20 protein-coding genes, 1 tRNA gene and 1 pseudogene are annotated in these 17,380 nt (G+C 70.9%); 9 read left to right on the top strand and 13 right to left on the bottom strand.

The window, feature by feature from the left end; all coding sequences use genetic code 11:
• Window positions 1-54 precede the first annotated feature (54 nt).
• A complete protein-coding gene (locus ACIBF8_RS08790; protein ID WP_396781735.1) occupies window positions 55-1,185 on the bottom strand; it encodes an outer membrane lipoprotein carrier protein LolA in 1,131 nt (376 codons plus the stop codon).
• A 95-nt stretch (window positions 1,186-1,280) separates the two neighbouring features.
• On the opposite strand from ACIBF8_RS08790, the gene ACIBF8_RS08795 reads away from it, so the two are divergent.
• The gene (locus tag ACIBF8_RS08795; RefSeq protein ID WP_396781736.1) at window positions 1,281-1,937 is read left to right on the top strand and encodes a response regulator transcription factor; all 657 of its coding nucleotides are present in this window, start codon (window positions 1,281-1,283) and stop codon (window positions 1,935-1,937) included.
• A gap of 71 nt (window positions 1,938-2,008) precedes the next feature.
• A complete protein-coding gene (locus ACIBF8_RS08800; protein WP_396781781.1) occupies window positions 2,009-3,385 on the top strand; it encodes a sensor histidine kinase in 1,377 nt (458 codons plus the stop codon).
• Window positions 3,386-3,704: 319 nt separating this feature from the next.
• Here the strand turns inward: ACIBF8_RS08800 and ACIBF8_RS08805 are convergent, their stop codons facing one another.
• Together ACIBF8_RS08805 and ACIBF8_RS08810 are read right to left on the bottom strand one after the other, a co-directional pair.
• Window positions 3,705-5,324, bottom strand: coding sequence for a tetratricopeptide repeat protein (locus ACIBF8_RS08805; protein WP_396781737.1), 1,620 nt, complete (start codon window positions 5,322-5,324; stop codon window positions 3,705-3,707).
• A 57-nt stretch (window positions 5,325-5,381) separates the two neighbouring features.
• Window positions 5,382-5,843, bottom strand: a complete 462-nt coding sequence (locus ACIBF8_RS08810) for a MarR family winged helix-turn-helix transcriptional regulator (RefSeq protein ID WP_396781738.1) — start codon at window positions 5,841-5,843, stop codon at window positions 5,382-5,384.
• A gap of 49 nt (window positions 5,844-5,892) precedes the next feature.
• Between ACIBF8_RS08810 and ACIBF8_RS08815 the strand changes: the two genes are divergently transcribed.
• Window positions 5,893-6,414, top strand: coding sequence for a VOC family protein (locus ACIBF8_RS08815; protein ID WP_396781739.1), 522 nt, complete (start codon window positions 5,893-5,895; stop codon window positions 6,412-6,414).
• 24 nt (window positions 6,415-6,438) lie between these two features.
• Complete coding sequence (locus ACIBF8_RS08820; protein ID WP_396781740.1) at window positions 6,439-7,323, top strand: hypothetical protein; 885 nt, start codon at window positions 6,439-6,441, stop codon at window positions 7,321-7,323.
• Between the two features lie 290 nt (window positions 7,324-7,613).
• Here ACIBF8_RS08820 and ACIBF8_RS08825 read toward each other — a convergent pair whose 3' ends face one another.
• Entirely contained in the window at window positions 7,614-7,793 is a 180-nt protein-coding gene (locus tag ACIBF8_RS08825) for a DUF4236 domain-containing protein (RefSeq protein WP_124770697.1), read from the bottom strand.
• A gap of 285 nt (window positions 7,794-8,078) precedes the next feature.
• On the opposite strand from ACIBF8_RS08825, the gene ACIBF8_RS08830 reads away from it, so the two are divergent.
• Window positions 8,079-8,234 carry a hypothetical protein gene (locus tag ACIBF8_RS08830; RefSeq protein ID WP_396781741.1) on the top strand — a complete coding sequence of 52 codons (156 nt, stop codon included), beginning with the start codon at window positions 8,079-8,081 and terminating at the stop codon, window positions 8,232-8,234.
• Window positions 8,235-8,246: 12 nt separating this feature from the next.
• Here ACIBF8_RS08830 and ACIBF8_RS08835 read toward each other — a convergent pair whose 3' ends face one another.
• Together ACIBF8_RS08835 and ACIBF8_RS08840 are read right to left on the bottom strand one after the other, a co-directional pair.
• On the bottom strand, window positions 8,247-8,702 hold the full coding sequence (locus tag ACIBF8_RS08835) for an Rrf2 family transcriptional regulator (RefSeq protein WP_030333674.1): 456 nt from the start codon (window positions 8,700-8,702) through the stop codon (window positions 8,247-8,249).
• Window positions 8,703-8,709: 7 nt separating this feature from the next.
• Window positions 8,710-9,702, bottom strand: coding sequence for a helix-turn-helix domain-containing protein (locus tag ACIBF8_RS08840; RefSeq protein ID WP_396781742.1), 993 nt, complete (start codon window positions 9,700-9,702; stop codon window positions 8,710-8,712).
• A 202-nt stretch (window positions 9,703-9,904) separates the two neighbouring features.
• On the opposite strand from ACIBF8_RS08840, the gene ACIBF8_RS08845 reads away from it, so the two are divergent.
• Window positions 9,905-10,681: a glucose 1-dehydrogenase gene (locus ACIBF8_RS08845; protein WP_396781743.1), complete on the top strand. Its 777-nt coding sequence runs from the start codon at window positions 9,905-9,907 to the stop codon at window positions 10,679-10,681.
• A 111-nt stretch (window positions 10,682-10,792) separates the two neighbouring features.
• Here ACIBF8_RS08845 and ACIBF8_RS08850 read toward each other — a convergent pair whose 3' ends face one another.
• The gene (locus ACIBF8_RS08850; protein ID WP_007457244.1) at window positions 10,793-11,224 is read right to left on the bottom strand and encodes an SsgA family sporulation/cell division regulator; all 432 of its coding nucleotides are present in this window, start codon (window positions 11,222-11,224) and stop codon (window positions 10,793-10,795) included.
• Between the two features lie 294 nt (window positions 11,225-11,518).
• On the opposite strand from ACIBF8_RS08850, the gene ACIBF8_RS08855 reads away from it, so the two are divergent.
• Together ACIBF8_RS08855 and ACIBF8_RS08860 are read left to right on the top strand one after the other, a co-directional pair.
• Complete coding sequence (locus ACIBF8_RS08855; protein WP_396781782.1) at window positions 11,519-12,157, top strand: TIGR02611 family protein; 639 nt, start codon at window positions 11,519-11,521, stop codon at window positions 12,155-12,157.
• A gap of 50 nt (window positions 12,158-12,207) precedes the next feature.
• Window positions 12,208-12,279: transfer RNA gene (locus ACIBF8_RS08860), tRNA-Val, on the top strand.
• Between the two features lie 232 nt (window positions 12,280-12,511).
• Here the strand turns inward: ACIBF8_RS08860 and ACIBF8_RS08865 are convergent.
• The 5 genes from ACIBF8_RS08865 to ACIBF8_RS08885 all read right to left on the bottom strand — a co-directional run bounded on the left by ACIBF8_RS08865 (window position 12,512) and on the right by ACIBF8_RS08885 (window position 14,165).
• A complete protein-coding gene (locus ACIBF8_RS08865) occupies window positions 12,512-13,309 on the bottom strand; it encodes an aminoglycoside phosphotransferase (RefSeq protein ID WP_396781744.1) in 798 nt (265 codons plus the stop codon).
• Between the two features lie 15 nt (window positions 13,310-13,324).
• A complete protein-coding gene (locus ACIBF8_RS08870; protein WP_396781745.1) occupies window positions 13,325-13,486 on the bottom strand; it encodes a hypothetical protein in 162 nt (53 codons plus the stop codon).
• Complete coding sequence (locus tag ACIBF8_RS08875; protein ID WP_396781746.1) at window positions 13,465-13,635, bottom strand: hypothetical protein; 171 nt, start codon at window positions 13,633-13,635, stop codon at window positions 13,465-13,467. The genes ACIBF8_RS08870 and ACIBF8_RS08875 overlap by 22 nt, the downstream gene beginning before the upstream one ends.
• A gap of 17 nt (window positions 13,636-13,652) precedes the next feature.
• Complete coding sequence (locus ACIBF8_RS08880; RefSeq protein ID WP_396781747.1) at window positions 13,653-13,811, bottom strand: hypothetical protein; 159 nt, start codon at window positions 13,809-13,811, stop codon at window positions 13,653-13,655.
• A 165-nt stretch (window positions 13,812-13,976) separates the two neighbouring features.
• The gene (locus ACIBF8_RS08885; RefSeq protein ID WP_396781748.1) at window positions 13,977-14,165 is read right to left on the bottom strand and encodes a hypothetical protein; all 189 of its coding nucleotides are present in this window, start codon (window positions 14,163-14,165) and stop codon (window positions 13,977-13,979) included.
• A 397-nt stretch (window positions 14,166-14,562) separates the two neighbouring features.
• Here ACIBF8_RS08885 and ACIBF8_RS08890 point away from each other — a divergent pair, with 397 nt between their 5' ends.
• Entirely contained in the window at window positions 14,563-16,503 is a 1,941-nt protein-coding gene (locus ACIBF8_RS08890; RefSeq protein WP_396781749.1) for a hypothetical protein, read from the top strand.
• A 105-nt stretch (window positions 16,504-16,608) separates the two neighbouring features.
• Here ACIBF8_RS08890 and ACIBF8_RS08895 read toward each other — a convergent pair.
• A pseudogene (locus tag ACIBF8_RS08895) lies at window positions 16,609-16,831 on the bottom strand (hypothetical protein); the annotation flags it as partial.
• Window positions 16,832-17,380: the final 549 nt, after the last annotated feature.

The following is a 17,380-nucleotide window of genomic DNA, read 5'->3' on the forward strand; positions in this document are numbered from 1 at the left end:
CGCGAAGCGCCGGGCCGACCAGCACAGGTCGACCCGGCGCCAACATCGTGGAGATCAGCCGCGCGCGGCCTGGTAGAGCCGCTCCGGTGTCACCGCTCCGGCGAGCACCCGACCGTCATCGGTGAGCAGCACACTGAACAGCTTGGCGGTGAGCAGCCGACCGCTGCCCCAGTCGCCACTGACCGCGGGCAGGCCGCCGAGCAGCTTCGACAGGTCCATCTCCGGTGCGGCACCGGCCGGGGGAGCGGCCGGCTTCGGGGTGGCGGGCTTGCCGCCGACCGCCCCGTCCAGGCGGGCGACCAGCACGGTGGTCCAGCCCTCGCCCACCGCGCGGACCTGCGGGTCAGCCTCCGGGCCGACGTCGTGACCGGGCTTGCCCGCCGGTCGTTCGGACTTCTCCTCGGTGACCGTCACGCCGGGCGGCGGGTTGAACGTGAACTGGTCGGGGTCGGGGCGACGGTAGTCGACCTCGGTGAAGGCCACCTCGAACGCCGGCTGGTCGCTGCCCTTCGCGAGCACCTCGAAGCGCAGCGGCACGTGCTGCTTGGCGTCGATGGCGATCCGCAGCTGGTGCACCAGGGAGCCCTGGTCGCGTGGCTGGAGCACCAGCTCGTACGCGTCCTGGCCGGCGACCGTGGCCGAGCGGCCGACACTGACCTCGGTGCTCGGGTCGATGGCGCCCAACGCCAGGTCGGCGGCCTGCTGCGGGGTGGCCGGCAGGCTCGCCGCCGCTTCCGGAGCGGGCTTCCAGGCCCCGGCGTCGCCGCCCAGCCTGCGGTGGGTGGCGGTGTTGGTGCGGCTCTGCCAGGTCCACAGGTCCTGGCCGTTGCGGATCACGTCCTGCTCGCCGAGGGTGTCCAGCAGCGCGGCCCGCTGCCGGTCCGGCCCGGAGTACCAGACCCGCAGGGTGTGTGTGCCGGTCAGCATGGTGGTCAGCTCGTTGCCGGGGAGCAGTCCGACAAGTGGTGGCAGGCCGAGATCGGCGCGTTGCACGACGGTCCCGGACAACCCCTCCAGCCGGGAGGTCTGCAGGTCGACGAGGAGTTGAGCGGCGGTACGGGGCGGCAGGCTCGGCTCGGCCTCGGCGGCGAACGTGCCGATCGCCGCGCCACCGCCGATGACGGCGACGGCCGCAGTGGCCGGGACCAGCCACCGCAGGACGGGACGGCTTCTCAGGACGGACATGGTGGCACCTCCTGCGGCCATCCTGCCCCTTCGGTGCTGTGAACGCGCTGAGGACACCAAACCGCGCCGATTGACCCGGGTGGCACCCTTGAGCTGTGCGAGTGCTGGTGGTGGAGGACGAGGCCCGGTTGGCGGCCGCCCTGCAACGCGGCCTGCAGGCCGAGGGGTTCGCGGTGGACGTGGCGGGAACCGGCCCGGCCGGCCTGGACGCGGCCCGGCACGGCGGGTACGACGCCATGATCCTCGACGTGATGCTGCCCGGCCTCTCCGGCTACGAGTTGGTCCGGCGGCTGCGCGCGGAGCAGCACTGGTTGCCGGTGCTGATGCTGTCCGCCAAGGACGGCGAGTACGACCAGGCCGACGGCCTCGATTGCGGGGCCGACGACTACCTGACCAAACCCTTCTCGTACGTGGTGTTGCTGGCCCGACTGCGGGCGCTGCTACGTCGCGGCGCGCCGGAGCGCCCCACCGTGCTGGCGGTCGGTGACCTGCGGCTGGATCCGGCCCGCCGACGGGTGACCCGGGCGGACGCCGAGGTGGCGCTGACCACCCGGGAGTTCGCGCTGCTGGACTACCTGATGCGCCGGCCGGGCCAGGTGATCTCCAAGATCGAGTTGTTGGACCATGTCTGGGACGCCAGCCTGGACACCGCGCCGAACGTCGTCGAGGTGTACGTCGGCTACCTGCGCCGCAAGCTCGGCCGGGACCGGCTGGAGACGGTCCGGGGTGCCGGCTACCGGCTGGCCACGTGAGCACCGGCGGCCCGGCGCCCGCCAGTCGGGCCTGGCCCGGCCTGCCGGTCCTCGGGCTGCGCGGGCGGCTTCTGGCGATCGGTGTGGTCGGCCTCACCGTCGGGCTGGCCCTGGGCGGGGTGGTGCTGCTCGGCGCGCTCGGCTTCGTGCTTCAGCGCACGGTCGACACCGAGGCGTTCCGCACCGCCGACGCGGTCGCGCTGCTCGCCGCCGAGGATGCGCTGCCCGATCCGCTGCCGGTGGCCGGCGGACAGGTCCGTGTGCAGGTCGTCGACGGGCAGGGGCGGATCAGGGCCGCCTCGATCGACGCCGATCGTCTGGTGCCGATGGTCCGACCGGAGCGGCTGGATCGCACTGGCCGGCAGCGGCTGGAGGTGCCGGCCGAGCGGGTCGGGCTCGCCGGACCGGTCCGGGTGGTAGCGGTACCCGCTGGCACCGCGGCCGACCCGCTCACCGTGCTGGTCGCCCGTTCGATGGCCGACGTGCGGCACAGCACCCACGTGGTTCGGACCATCCTGCTGGTGGCGTTTCCGCTGCTGGTGGCCGTGCTGGCCGCGGTGGCGTGGCGGGTGGTGGGCGCGACGCTGCGGCCGGTCGAGGCGTTGCGTCGAGGCGCCGAGGAGATCACCGGTAGGGCCGGCACCGGCCGACTGCCGGTGCCGGCGTCGGCTGACGAGATCCACCGCCTGGCGGTCACGCTCAACGGCATGTTGGACCGGCTGGAGTCCGCCCGGGTCCGGCAGCGGGCGTTCGTCTCCGACGCCGCGCACGAGCTGCGCAGCCCGTTGACCAACATCCGAACGGAGCTGGAGGTGGCCGAGCGCCTCGCCGACCAGACGGACTGGACGGCGGTGACCGCGAACCTGCTCGCCGACACCGACCGGCTGAGCCGCCTGGTCGACGATCTCCTGCTGCTGGCCCGGCTGGACGAGGCGCCACCGGCCCGGGGGACCGGCCCGGTGGAGCTGGGCGCGTTGCTGACCGAGGTCGCCGCCCGCTATCCGGCACCGCCGGTGCGGGTGGCGTTGCCGGCGGGCCCGCTCTGGACGATCGGCAGTGTCGAGGAGCTGCGTCGCGTGCTCGCCAACCTGGTCGACAACGCGGTACGGCACGCGGACGGCAGCGTCGTGCTCGCGGCCGAGGCGACGTCGACGGCGGGGCCGGCGCTCGGGGCGTACCACCTGGTGACGGTGACCGACGACGGCCCGGGGATCCCGGTGGCGGACCGGGAGCGGGTCTTCGACCGGTTCACCCGGCTGGATGACGGGCGGGCCCGCGACCACGGTGGCGCCGGCCTGGGGCTGGCCATCGTTCGGGAGTTGGTCCGACGTGCGGGCGGCAGCATCACCCTGACCGACGCGCCGCAGCGGCGAGGGCTGCGGGTGTGCCTGCTGCTGCCGGCGTTGCCGGCCTCGGCAGGCAATGCGTCAGCAGCTGACGGTCATTGACGGCGACGTGCCCCAACCAACCCCACAGTCCCCCTTTGCTCTGCACCCGCGGGTGCGACAGCTACGTGATGTGATGCCCGCCCAGCACCGGTCAAAGTGGCTGTCGCGATGTTTCAGCTGATCACCGGCAGTGGTGCATCGAGGGCAGCAGAGCAAAGGGCGGGTGGGGGGCATTGGGGCTCGGCGTCGGGCGTGACGGGGTGCCACGGCGGGTTCCTCAACGGCTAAGCCACGGTGAGTGAGGCTGGCGGGCGCGCTTCGCCACCCGCCGGGCGCGGCGGTGCCGGTGGGGTGTGGCTCGCCGGGTGCGGCCGGCGGATCAGCGGCGGCGGGTGCAGACCTGCTTGGACTGGGCCACGGTGTCGGTGGACCAGGCGACGGCGACGGTGAAGCAGAAGTCGTTGGTGCGGTTGAGCGCGTAGATGACGTAGCTGGTGGTGCCGGCGGGAAGGGTCGCGAAGATGTTGTGGGCCTGGCCGGTGCGGCCGCCCGCGATGACCACGGGACCCTCGCTGCCGGCCGGGTAGGTCCAGTTCAGCGCGATGCTGTCCCGGTTGTCGCGCAGAGTCACCGCACTGGGTGGGGTGCCGGGCGGTGCCGCCGAGCCAGCCGGTGGGGGTGCCGCACCGTTCGGGGCGGGCGCGGTGCTGGTCGGCGCGCCGGCGGTGGGGGAGGCGCTGGCCGGCGGCGTGGTCGGCTCGTCGTCGCCGTCGACGCGGGCCACCCCGGCGATCACCGCCGCCGCGCCGAGCAGCACCACGACCACGCCGGCCACCACCACCGGTACCAGCCGGTTGCGCTGCGCCGGCGGCGCCCGGTGCACCGGCACCGGCAGCAGCCGCGACGGCGTGTACGGCTCGACCGGCGCGTACGGGTCGGGCCGCGCGTACGACTCGGACGGTGCGTACGACTCGGACGGCGGGTACGGGTCCGAGGGTGCGCCGGGGCGGTGCAGCCGGTACACGCCGGGCTGCTCCTGGTTGCCACCGGCCAGCCCGACCACCGACGGCGGTACCGGAGTGTCGGCGGGGTGGGGCGGGGGTTCGTCCGACGAATCGCCGGGCCATCTGCCGCCGGCCGATCCGACCGGTTCGTCGGAGGGCATCCGGGGATTCGGGACCGCCCCGGCGTGCTGGGGCGGGGGTGTCGGCGGGTGGTAGCCGGACTCGACCGGCCCATCGCCGTGCGGTGGGATGCGGGCGGCCGGCACAACCGGGGTGTCCCGGGCCGTGGGCGGGTTGTCGGCGCAGGCGTGGTCGGGGTTGGCCGCCGCCCGGGCCAGGGACGCCACCTGCGCGGCCAGCGGGTCGTCGGCGGGCAGGTGCTGCCGGCACAGCTCACGGGCGAGCGCCAGATTGTCGTGTGCCTCGGCGAACTGCCCGCAGTCGCGCTGCATCGCCCCGAGCCGCGCCACCATCTTGATGCCGCTGGGGTGCCCGTCGCCGTACACCTCGCGGTGCAGCTCCCAGGCGTCCTGGAGGCGGTCGCGGGCGACCGTGCACTGGCCGCGTGCGTACTCGACGGTGGCCAGGTCGGCGTGCGCGGCGAGCACCCGCAGTGACTCCGGACCGTCCTGCGCGGTCAGCTCGATGATGACTTCCTGGTAGAGCCGCGCGGAGCGGGAGTGGCTGCCGACCCGGTGCAGCACCGCGGCCAGGGTTGCCGCGGCGGCCACCGTACGCGGGTCGGCCCGGCCGTGCAGGCGGGTGGTGGCCGCGTACGCGAAGGCGGCCCAGCCCCGGGCCGAGTGTGGCTCACCGAGGGCGATCAGCACCCGCGCCTGGAGGCTGGCCGCCTCGGCCAGCTCGGGGGTGGCGTTGGCCGGGCGGGGGTCGGCGTCGGTGAGCGCGTCGGACAGCAGCTGCTGAGCACCGGCCAGATCGCCGGAGGACACGAGGTGGTGCGCCTGATCAGTCAGTTCACCGAAGCCGGAAGACACGCCCCATCGTGCTCATCCGGCGACGGTAAGTACAAGACCCGCGCCGGTGTCGATTGGTCAGGATCCGGTCAGGTGCTCGGCCAATGTCTCGCTGATCCGGCGCAGCTGGTCGACCTGCGCCGGGCTCAACGCGTCGAACAGGTGTCGGCGTACCCCCTCGACGTGGCCGGGTGCGGCGGCCGCGAGGGTGGCGAAACCCTCGTCGGTGAGCAGTGCGATCTGCCCGCGTCGGTCGGTGGGGCAGTCCTCGCGGCGCACCCAGCCGGCGGCCTCCAGTCGGGCCACGGCGTGCGAGAGCCGGCTGCGCGACGACCCCGAGGCCTGGGCCAGTTGGCTCATGCGCAGTTGGCGACCGGGGGCCTCGGAGAGTTGGACCAGGATCTCGTAGTACGCGTGCGGCATGCCGGCGTCGCGTTGCAGCTCGCGGTCGAGCGTGTTCATCAGCACCCGGGAGGCGGTGAGGTACGCCCGCCACGTGCGTTGTTCGTCGGGGTTCAGCCAGCGGGTCATGACTGCCATCATACCGCAGGTAGTTGAACGCTCAACCAAAACGCGCTACGCTCTGGTCATGGGTATCCACCGGCTCAACCACGCGGTCCTCTACGTCAGTGACCTCGCCCGCAGTGTCGCGTTCTACCGCGACGTGCTGGGCTTCCGCCCGGTGGCGATGACCCCGGACGGTTTCCGGGGCGCCGCCTTCCTCCAAGCCCCCGACTCCACCAACGACCACGACCTCGGCCTGTTCGAGATCGGCGCGGGCGCCGGGCGGTCGACCGCCGGTCGGTCCACCGTCGGCCTCTACCACCTCGCCTGGGAGGTGGACACTCTCGACGAGCTGGCCGCCACCGCCGAGCGCCTGGTCGCCGCCAACGCACTGGTCGGCACCTCCGACCACGGCACCACCAAGAGCCTCTACGGCAAGGACCCGGACGGTCTGGAGTTCGAGGTGGTCTGGCTGATCCCGGCCGACCTGCTCGACGACGCCGCGCTGGCCGCCCGCAAGCAGATCGGTCGGCTCGACCTGGACGCCGAGCGGCGGCGTTACGGCGGGCAGACCCGGGGCGGGGTGGGGATCTCCGTCCCGGCCTGACCGTCCGTACGGTAGAACGGACCGATGCCGACCGACCGGACCACTGATTTCCTCCGCGAGCTGCTGGTCCGCCAGTTGACGACCTGGCTGCCCGCGGCCCTGCACCGCTCCCGGCGAGCCACCATCGCCCTCGCGGGCGTCGACGCCGGCACCGCGGAGGCCGCTCTGCGCCTGGTCGCTGCGCACGGCGACCAGGTGCGCGGCCGGCAGGTGACGGTGCTGGTGCTGGCCGACGCCGCCGCCGACCTGCCGGCCCGACTCGGCCCCATCGAGGCGGAGTTACCCGCCGAGGTCACCGTGCACCTGCTGCCCGGCGATCCGTACCGGCTACCGGTCGCGGTGAAGGCCGCCGGGGCGGCCGGCGCGCCGCTGTTCTCCTTCGTGGACCTGCCCGGCGCGGTGACGCCGAAGCTGCTCACCGCCGCGACCAACGGCCGGACCGGGGAGCTGCTGCTGCGCACCGGCGACAGCGCCCGAGACGCGCTCGTCACCGCCGGCTTTCCGCTGGTCGCCGAGGTGACACCGGTGCTGCCGGACGGCGAGGCGGCCGGTGTGATCGCGTTCGGCAGCCGCTCCGACCGGAGTCTGGAGGCGGTCCGCGACGCGCTCTGGGCCGTCGGCGCGGATCTCGACCTGCGCTACCGCGACCCGCTCGACCCGACCGGCACGACCGTCGACGTGGTCGACGATCCCGACCTCGAACCGCTGGCCCACGAGCTGCTGGCCGAGTTGCGCGCGAGCGGGCCACGGCCCGTCACCGAGCTGCGCCGACACACCCTGACCGCGACCGTCTACCGGGCCGCCGACGCCAACCGCGCGCTCACCGACCTGCTCGACGCCGGTGACCTGCGACGCGACCGCGAGTCCGGCCGACTCGCCGGCGACGAGATCATCACCCCAACCCGCTGACCCCCACCCCACCCCACCCCACCCCACCCCACCCCACCCCGCCCCGCCCCACCCCACCCCGCCCCACCCCACCCCGCCCCCCGCCTGACCCCGCCGCGATCTTGCACTTTCTGCGGCGGCGTAAGGGGTATTTCGCGCAAAACGACGACCGAAAGTGCAAGATCGACGAGCTGGGGCGGGGCGGGGCTGGGGCGGGGCTGGGGCTGGGGCGGGGTCGGGGCTGGGGTGGGGTGTGGACGCCGAGCGGGGTGCCGGTGAATCACCGGCACCCCGCTCGACTCCCGGGATGCTTACGACCGGGACTTGTCCTGCTTCCAGGACAGCGGACCTGGCAGGTCGACCCGGTGCGCGCGGGCCCTGGAGTTCCAGGACCAGCGCCCGATCTTGATGCTCCACGAGGAGAAGCCGTTCTCGGTGAAGTTCAGGATGATCGGACCGTACTTCTTGCGCTTGCGAAACATGAGGCCCATCGGAGGACTCCCCTCGTCACCGTTCCCTGCCGTGTCGAGATCGAACATTCCCGAACCGGCAACTTTTGAAACCGTCTCGCTGTCCGCCCTGGACGGTGCTCATCGCGTGCCGAAACCTCTACTCAACAGATAGGTGTTGCGGCACGGTAAGTGCTGCTCGGAGCGCTTCGTAACATCGTCAACGATAGAAGTCTCATCTTCTGGAAGACCGTTGACCGCTCGTTCCCCTCCCCGGCAGCATGGGGTCATGTCGCAGCGGGATGAGCCGGGCTGGCCGCCGGCCCGATGGCCGGGTTCGACGCCGCCGGGGTGACCGCCGAGCTCTTTCCCGACGGCAGGCACCAGGCGCTGCTGCTGCTCAACGTGGGCCGCCCCGGCGCGGCCGCCTGGTCGGAGCGGCTGCCCCGGCTCAGCACCGAGGAGGTGGTGTGGACGGTGTGAGCCGGCACCGGCTCAGCGGGGCTCCCACGCGTCGGGCAGCGCGGTGAGCTTGCGGACGTGCGCGGGCAGTCGACCGCTGACGATCTCGGCGAGGCTCACCTCGTCGACGACCCGCCGCACGGCGGCGCGGACCGCCACCCACAGGCCGGGCAGGTTCTCCGCCGAGCCCTCGTACCGGGTCTCCTCGGGACGCAGCCCGCGTACCCCGGCCAGTGGGCCCTCGACGGCCCGCAGCACCGCGCCGACCGTCACCTCGCGCGGCGGGCGCGCGAGGGTGTAGCCACCCTCGGCGCCGCGTTGGGCGCGGACGATGCCGGCCCGCCGCAGATCCGCCAGGACCGCCTCCAGGAACTTGCGGGGCATGTCCTGCTCCGCGGCGATGGCCTGGGTGGACAGCAGCGAGGGGTACGCGGTGGCGAGGCTCAACGCCGCCCGTACCGCGTAGTCGCCGCGCGCGGAGATCTGCACCCTGCCATCATGCCCGGCCGGTGCCGCCCGGCGGCCCGGCGGGCGGCCCGGGTCTCGTGGCGTGCCCGCCGTTGGTCGATTCGCCCGGGGTGCCGGCGTGGAATCTGCCGCCGTTGGCGCCCGTCGACTCGGCCGGCGGTCGGGGTCGGACCACCCGGCCGGCCGCCGGCTGGTCCCGGGCGGCCCGGAACGCGCCGGGGCTGACCCCGACCTCGCGGGTGAAGAAGCGGCCGAAGTTCGTGGGTTCGGAGAAGCCGAGCCGCCGGCCGATCTGGGCGATCGGCTGATCCGTCGCGGCGAGTAACCGCCCGGCCTGCAACGCGACCCGCTCGTCGATGACCTGTTTGGCGCTGCGACCGGTGATGGCCAGGCAGGCCCGGGTCAGCGTCCGCACCGAGCAGCCGAGCCCGGCCGCATAATCCTCCACCCGACGGGTGTGCGGGTAGCCATGCTCCACCTCCCGGCGGAACCTGAGGAACGTCTCGTCCTCGGGTCGGGCCGGCGCCCGGTCGGCGTGGGCCAGGGCGAGCCGCAGCAGCAGCACGGCCAGTTGGTGCCGGAGCAGCGCGCGGGCGGCGGGACCGTCGGGGTGCCGCCGACAGTCCACCGCCAACTGGCTCACCTCACTGATCACCGCGTCCTCGTCCTCCCCGGCCAACTGCCGCCAGGTCACGGTCGTGGTCAGGTCGAGGTCGAGGTCGCGCAGCGCGTCGGGGTCCCAGGCGACCACGGTGGCGTCGAACTGGGGGCCGACGCAGCGCAGCACCTGGCCGGGGCGGACCCGCAGCAGTGTGCCGGGCCGGCACGGCAGCAGATGAAAGTCGAGCTCCGCGTCGCCGTGCCCACGGGTGGTGAGAATCAGCAGCTCCCGCTCGACGATCACCGGCCGACGCCAGCCCGGGTCGCCGGCAAGGTCGGCCAACGCGAACGTGGCTATCTCGTCGGTTACGCCAGACGCCGTTCCGATCGATGGCGCGGGGGAGGGATCGGTGGAGACCATCGCCTGCGACGGTAGCCCGAACCGCAGGTCACCGCATCCCGATCGACGTTCGTAGCGGAATCCGCGATGCGCCACGGGCTTGTCGCGATCCCGGCGGCCGGGCTACGTTACCCGGCGGTAGCGCCGTCGGTCCGCGGTCCGCCCGGCATCCGCCGGCCACCCGCCCGGCCGGTGGCCCCCGCCGACTCGCGATGGGATGAGCATGACGCAGCTGTTCTCGGTCGAAGGTAAGACGGTCCTGGTCACCGGCGGCTCGCGGGGGATCGGGCTGATGATCGCCCAGGGCTTCGTCCGGGCCGGCGCACACGTGATCATCTCGTCCCGCAAGGCGGACGTCTGCACGGCGGTCGCCACGACCCTCTCCGCCGAGGGCCGCTGCGAGGCCATCCCCGCCGACGTCAGCGACGACGCCGGGGCCGAGACCCTGGCCGCCGCCGTGCGCGAGCGCTTCGGCCGTCTCGACGTACTGGTCAACAACGCCGGCGCGACCTGGGGCGCACCGCTGGAGGACTACCCCGAAGCCGCGTTCGACAAGCTCTGGGCGGTCAACGTCAAGGCCGTCTTCCGGCTCACCACCGCGCTGCTGCCGGCGCTGCGCGCCGCCGCCAGCGCCGACGACCCGGCCCGCGTGATCAACATCGGGTCGATCGACGGCATCCGGGTGCCGTTCATGGAGGTGTACGCCTACTCGGCCACCAAGGCGGCCGTGCACATGCTCACCCGCAGCCTCGCCCACCAATTGGCCGGCGAGCAGATCACCGTCAACGCGATCGCGCCCGGCCCGTTCGAGAGCAAGATGATGGCGTTCGCACTCGACGACCCCGAGAGCCGGGCCGCCATCGAGCAGCAGGTGCCGCTGGGCCGTATCGGCCGCCCCGAGGACATGGCGGGCACGGCCATCTACCTCTCGTCGCGGGCCGGCGCGTACCTCACCGGCGCGGTCATCCCCGTCGACGGCGGCATCACCACGCACGGGTGAGCACCGGCCGACCCGGGGCGGACTGTCCGCGTACCCCTAGGTGTGCCGGGGCCGCGCGGACTCGGCAGATCCGCGCGGCCCCGGTGTGGCCGGTGTTGCCCGTTCGGGCGGTCAGCGACCGGCCAGCAGCCGGTTCACCGCCGTGTCGACGTCCAGGTGCTCGGCCTCACGGCCGCGCGGGACGACGACGTAGGTCCGTCGAAGGAAACGCACCAGGACGCTGCGCGGCACCTCGAAGAGGGCGTTGCCGTCCGGTGACGAGAGGGCCAGCGCGACGAAGTCGCCGCGCGGTGTGGCCCAGGGCCAGACCCGCACATCCCCGATGCCGGCCGGTTCGTCCAGGCCGGTGACCAGAAGTTCGCGAGCGAACGACCAACTCACCGCCTCGCCCCCGGCCGATTCGGCATGGAACAGGACATGGACCGCATACGGGTCAGCAGGGTCGTAACGCAGACTGGCACGCACCGGCAAGGCGGTGGCGTCAGGTGCGACGAGCCTTAGCGACGTCTCGACCTCTACGGTCGTCGGTCGGATGACACTCATGGACGTTCTCCCCCCGGCACCGCTGCGGAACGCGCGTGTCCCGCTTTTCCCATACTCAGGTGCTACTCCTGGCTACGCTCCGCCATACGCTGACTTCACCCAGTGGTGGGAAGGGGGACGGAAAGGCCGCGTGAATGTGAGGATTCATGTAGGATTTCCGGTTCTGCCCAGTGCGTGATCCCGCCCGGTATCGGGTGGCTCAGTCGTCGACTTACTCCGGTAACGTCCAGTCGGCCGTTGCAGTGACGGGCCCGAGCGACACTGGGGGGTGAAATGGTGACGAAGCAATCCTCAGTGGATCCGGCGGCGCCGCCCGGCCCGCCGAACGTCGCGGTCCGAGCAGCCGAAAAGCGGGGGTACGGAGTGCCGATGGAGCAGCCCAAACGGGCCGGTCGGCCGGCGTCCGACGCCGGTCGTTCCGGTGGCGATGGTGGCGGCGCCGCCGTTGGTCGTGGTGGCGGCACCGGTGTTGGTCGCGGCAGCGACGCCGGCGCTCGTGGTGGCGGCGGAATCGCCGTGCAGGACCCGCCGCGCCGCCCCCGCTGGCGCGAGCGGATCTCGATGACCCTCGACCTCATCCGCGCCAACCCCACCGGCCGGATCGCCCTCAAGATCTTCATCGCGATCGCCGGGGCGCTGGTGGTGACCATCGGCATCGCCCTCATCCCGCTCCCCGGGCCGGGCTGGCTGCTGGTGATCGCCGGGCTGGGCATCTGGGCCGTCGAATACCACTGGGCCCGCCGACTGCTCGGCTTCACCCGCCGGCACGTCCACGGCTGGACGCAGTGGGTGACGAAGCAGTCGCTGGCAGTGCGAATCGTGCTCGGCTCGGTCGGCCTGGTCTTCGTGGCCACCGTCGTCTGGCTATCCCTCAAGTACAGCCTCGGCATCGACGTGGTGGCCAAGGCGATGCAGTACCTCGCGACGCACTGACCCCGGATTTCCGGTCCGGTTCCACGATCGGGTAGAGTCAGCGGCGCTGAGGGCGATTAGCTCAGTGGGAGAGCGCTTCGTTCACACCGAAGAGGTCGCTGGTTCGATACCAGCATCGCCCACTCTCAGTTTTTGCAGGTCAGAAGCCCGTTACCGGAGTCATCGGTAACGGGCTTTGCCGTATGTGCCGCTTACATTGGGAGCAGATTGGGAGCAGCGCGGCTGGTTCTGGGTTCGGACCGCCATGGGCCGCCCGGCTGTGTGACCTGATTTGCGGTCCCGAGCGGGCCTGCTGGCTAGTTGAGGAGTTGGGGCGACCGCTGCCGGTGCCGCGTGGCGAGAGGGTGCTGACGGTTATGGTTCATGGGTTGACTGGCGGCCGTGGGCCCGATGGTCCGCCCATTCGCCGGTCCACATTGCGAGGTCGCGTACCCAGCGCTCGGTGCTCTGCCGGGACCTGGCGGCCCACTTCGTTGCGTTCCGCGACGCGAAGTGGTCCAGGACCTGACGGTCAGTCGCAGTCCATGCGGGAAGCTGCGCTAACCACTCTTCCGCCTGTTCGGCGCTGTGTCCGCTGCCGATCAGCCACTGGACGAGCAACGCGAGTTCGACCCATGCGGCGGCCTTGGTTGCCCACGCCCAGTCCACGATGCGTAGGCCGACTGGCGTCACGATCAGGTTCGCCGGGTTGAGGTCCGAATGGATGAGTGTCCCGCCGTCCATCGCCGGGTGCGCGAATCCGAGCCGGGTTGCCGGAGTGAACCACGTCTCGTCGGGCGCCGGCGTCTCCTGAAGTGCGTTCAGTGCGGCTCGGAGCAAATTGAGATCCGTGCTGCCGGGAGACAGGTCGGGGTGAGGACCGGCAAGATGCTCGGTCCCCGCCACCAGCCAGCCATCGGATTCGAACTGCCACAGGACTGCGGGCGGGTACCGGTCGATGGCCCGGGTTGTCGCCAGTTCGTAGCGCAGCGACCGAACGCTCAACTCGCCGGAGGCCGCCTTGACGAAGACCTGTCCGGCGGGCCCGGTGACGGTCGAGGCGATCTCGGCGTGGTTGCCATTGGAAACCGGGGTGACGTCGAAGGTTCCGCCGACCCGTTCGGCGATCCCTGCCGTGACGGTCTCCGGCAGAGCCGTCCAGTCGCTGCGCATCGGTTCTCTTCTCTGCTACTTGCCGGGCTGAGGCGGATTCGGCGGACAGCAGGACTCGGCCTCGCCACCCCAGAATTCCATGTCGACCCGGTAGCCGGTCTGGTGCAGCGCCGCGAGTGTGTAGGTGATGGCGGTGCCGTCCTGCATGGCCTCGGTCAGGATCGGCCGATGGTGCACGTAGAGTGGCCCGCGATCTCCTTGCAGGCGGCGGTGTAGGGCTCGCTGATCTGCAGGGCGGCGTGCCAGACAGCGTCGACCGGCCGGGTCGGGACGACCCGGTAGGACTCGCCGGTCGGCAGGAGCATCCCGAAGTCGCTCCTGCCCATGCGATCGGCATACGCTTTCAGAAAGACGAGGAAAGCCCGACCGCGCGCTCGGGGTAGGCCTGGCTTACCTCCTGTCTGGCGGCGAAGTAACGGGTGATTTTGTCGAAGACCTCGGCCGAGACGAGAGTGCAGGGATCTGCGGCGATCGTGGCCGGCCTGTCCGCGGTGATACTCAAAACCCCTCCTTCATCCTGCGCGGATCAGCGAAAGGTGCCATCGCGTCACCTTCGGAGCTGAATTGCGTCGGTCTATTCGCTGTCGTGGAACGATCATGATTCGCTGTGGACGCGGCGGGTCGTGCGGAGGTCCCCTCACCCGCGTCCAGTAGCGACAAAGCATGGTCACCGGTCCTCGAGGATTGATCTTCGGAACGGTCCCCAGGCGACGAGGCGCTCGAACATGTCGCGCGGGCTTGGCCCGTCATGCGGGTTCAGCTGAAAGAGGTCGCGCATCGCTTCGTACATCAAGCCGCTGAGGTAGATCGACAGGGCGGGGAGGGCAGCCTCGTACTCGGCCTTCGTCTCGACCATCCAGACAAAGCTCGGCCTCCGCAACCGCACCGAGATCGCCGTATGGGCCTGGGAGAACCGGATCGTCGAAACTGCTTGAACGGCAACCAAAGCAGCGCATAGAGCCTCTATCGAAACATGCGGAAGGGACCTGCGGAAAGCTGAGACGCCTGGTCAGCCGCAAGATCCCGACCGAGGGCGAGCCCGGAATATTCGCTCTCGCCCCGAAAAGGACCTAACTCCCGAACCGTCCTCTGAGGGTGCCGGCCCCGTCGCCTCGCCCATTTCAGCCAACTCGTCACTGTGGCAAGGTCTGCACTGGTACTGGGGCGCTCCCCACCGGCAAGGCGACATCGTCAGCTACTGGTGCGGCAGGTGATCCCGCCCCCACCCGCTAGTCGCGACAGGAGCAGGATCGATGACCCGCTACATGATGGCTGCCTCCGACGCTGGTGGGGAACGGCTCGGCGAACGTGTCGCCTCCACAGCGCCCACCCTCGGAGAAGCCGCCGAATTCGGCGACAGCTATCGGACAAACTACGTGTCGGTCTGCGATGACAGCGCCCACATCACCCTCTACGGGCGGGACGTCAGCGGCTCCTGGTCGGTGATCGCGGCCGGTGTCGACATCGAGACCGCCGAGGAGGTGCGCCTCTGGTTCGACCTCACACAGCATTACCGCGGCCCTTCGTCGGCCAGCACCGGTGGCCGGGCCGACCACCCTCTCGACCACGCCTCGACGACGGAAAGCGAGCGGATGGCCGCGGCACGGGCCGTCTCGCTTGTCGGGGAGCGGATCCGGGCACGCCGCCTCGACTACCCCACGCAGGGGCTTGTCGTGGATCGCTTCGAAGCGGGCTGGAGCGTGTACGCGCCGGTGGACGTCGACGAAAGCGATCCGATGGCCTTTCTGGACATGCCGGTGGGCAGGTCGGTTTTCCTGGTGAGTGATGCGGGACGAGTGAAGGAGATGTCGAGTTCGATCCCTACGCGGCAGGCGGAGGAGATGTTCACCGCCGAGGAGGCGTACGTGCGCCGCCGGCCGGCCAGGGAAGGATTCATGGCCGACCTCAGGGACGAGGTCATTCGGCTTGACTCCGCATCGGAAGGCTCCGCAGGCATCGCCTCGTTCACCATCGACACCCCCACCGAGGTGATCGCGGCCAGGGCGTCTGCGCTGCTCGGCCCGATCGCACAGCAGTTGGCCCTGCTCGGTCCGCCGGGGTGGGACCGCTTCACGGCGGTCTTCTCCTTCACGGTGTCCGGCGAGGTCGCCCAGCTGCGGTTCTGGTCCGAGAGTCGGAGCACCGAGGCTCGGGTACCCGAGCAGATAGCCGTGCTGGTCCGCCGGCAGCGGCATCTAGCCGCACGGATGCCGGCCGGGCCGTGGTGGCGCCTGCTGCTCACCGTCAGCGTCAGCGCTGGAACAGGCGCCCAGATGACCACGGACTACGACTACGGCGATCGGCCCTTCCCGGACGACCATCTGCTGGCCCCCGAGCACTACCGGGAGGACCTGGCCGCCTACCCACGCGCCCACACGCCGGCGTGGCTCTTCGAACACACGGCCAGTGCCGCTGAGTTCGGTCCTGCACCCCGCACGGCACCGCGAGAGACTGGTGCGACGACGCGAAGGCCCGACGTCCGGCAGGACCAGCCCCAGCCGCCACCGACGCGACAAGCGCCGGCTCCACGACCCGACGTGGTAGCCCCCAGCCCCCGGAACGCGTCCTCCACATCAGCACCCCCACAAGACCCGATGCCGTCCGCGGGGCCGCCGCAGCCCGGCGGGGTTCCGGTCCTCGACACCACCCTCGGCTGGACACGTCTTCACGCCGACCCGCAGGTGATCACCTACGGCAGGAAAACGATCGCACTCGACCAGGTGGAGTGGGTCAGCTATTCGTCGATCCAGGTCGCCGAAAGGCGCTTCATGTTCCCCACCTTCTACGACAACAGGTGGGACTTCCAGGTGGGGCGTTACCCGTATTACGGCGGGCCGAAGGTCGTCGTGAGCCTCTCGAAAGGAGGCCGCCGAGCCGAACAGCCGCAGGAGTGGACGTTCCTGGTAAACCTGGCCAGGCAGTACCTGGAGCCCCGGTTGCTCAACGGGCTGGTCAGCCAGGTTCGCCGTGGTGAGACCGTCACGGTCGGCGGTAGCGTGAAGGTGAGCCGGGACGGCATCGCGTGTGCGAAGCCACGCTTCTCTTTGCCCTGGGCATCGATCAGCCCGGCATCCCTGCGCAACGGCATGATCTGGATCCATCAGGCAGGCGTCGAGAAGCCCGTGTTGACCGTGCCTCTGAGCCACCCCAACGCTGCGCTGATCCCGGACCTCTTCGCCGCACTCAGGTCGTGATCGCCGAACGCTACTCGTCCCACGCTCCTGGTGTCAGCATGAGCACGACCTACAAGTACGTGCCCGAGCTGAAGGGCGATCGAGTCCAGGGCCGCTGCTGAGGCCGCCCGGGAAGGGACAGGGCTTGACGTCGCGTCGGCGCACCTGCGCCGCGCTCGACCGCATAACGCGGATGAAGAACGGGCGGATGAAGAACGGGAGGAAGGCGTAGTTGTCCTCGATGGTCAGCCTCGTGCCAGCCGCCCACCCGGACGACGCGGAGTTGGTGCGGCTCGACCTCGCCGATCTCCACCGCGAACGTGGCCCGGTCACCGAAGCGTCGTGTCATCAGCCCACGGGCGCAGTCATAAGGAAGGCCGTGCCTGACGGGGTAGCTTGCCATCCCTCGGCCAATGCCTTGCGAGCAATCGCAGCGACCGCCGACGGGAGAACGGGCACGGCCGACCCGCCAATCCAGTTACTTGGATGGTCCTGAGGCATGCCGGCCAGCACACCCTGCCCTTGCAATCGACCTGTTCTACAGCGACAGCGAGCGGTCGCTCACACAGCCCTTGGACATAGGTTGGTTTGCCGCGCACTCGCCATCTGTAGGTGACCCCGTCAACCGTTATGAGCCGAGAGCCCTTCTTGACCAACGCCATGACGACCCTCCTCGACGTCAGATGACCGTGCCCGTAGCGTGCCCGATGCCAGCGGTCAGTATTGGGCAGTGCGGGACGCCCGATCAATCGCCGCCCTCTGAAAGCCGCAGGCCCTCTCGCGTCGCCGAGACAGCGCGCCCTCATCTGGCTCCCCTCTGTGTCAAGACACCGCTGGGAGGAGAGTTCTATCCTGGGTCTCGGCGGGTCCGGGAAGTGACTTCTCCGAAGAGCCGGCT

It is taken from the genome of Micromonospora sp. NPDC050276 (assembly GCF_044459545.1).
GTDB lineage: Bacteria > Actinomycetota > Actinomycetes > Mycobacteriales > Micromonosporaceae > Micromonospora.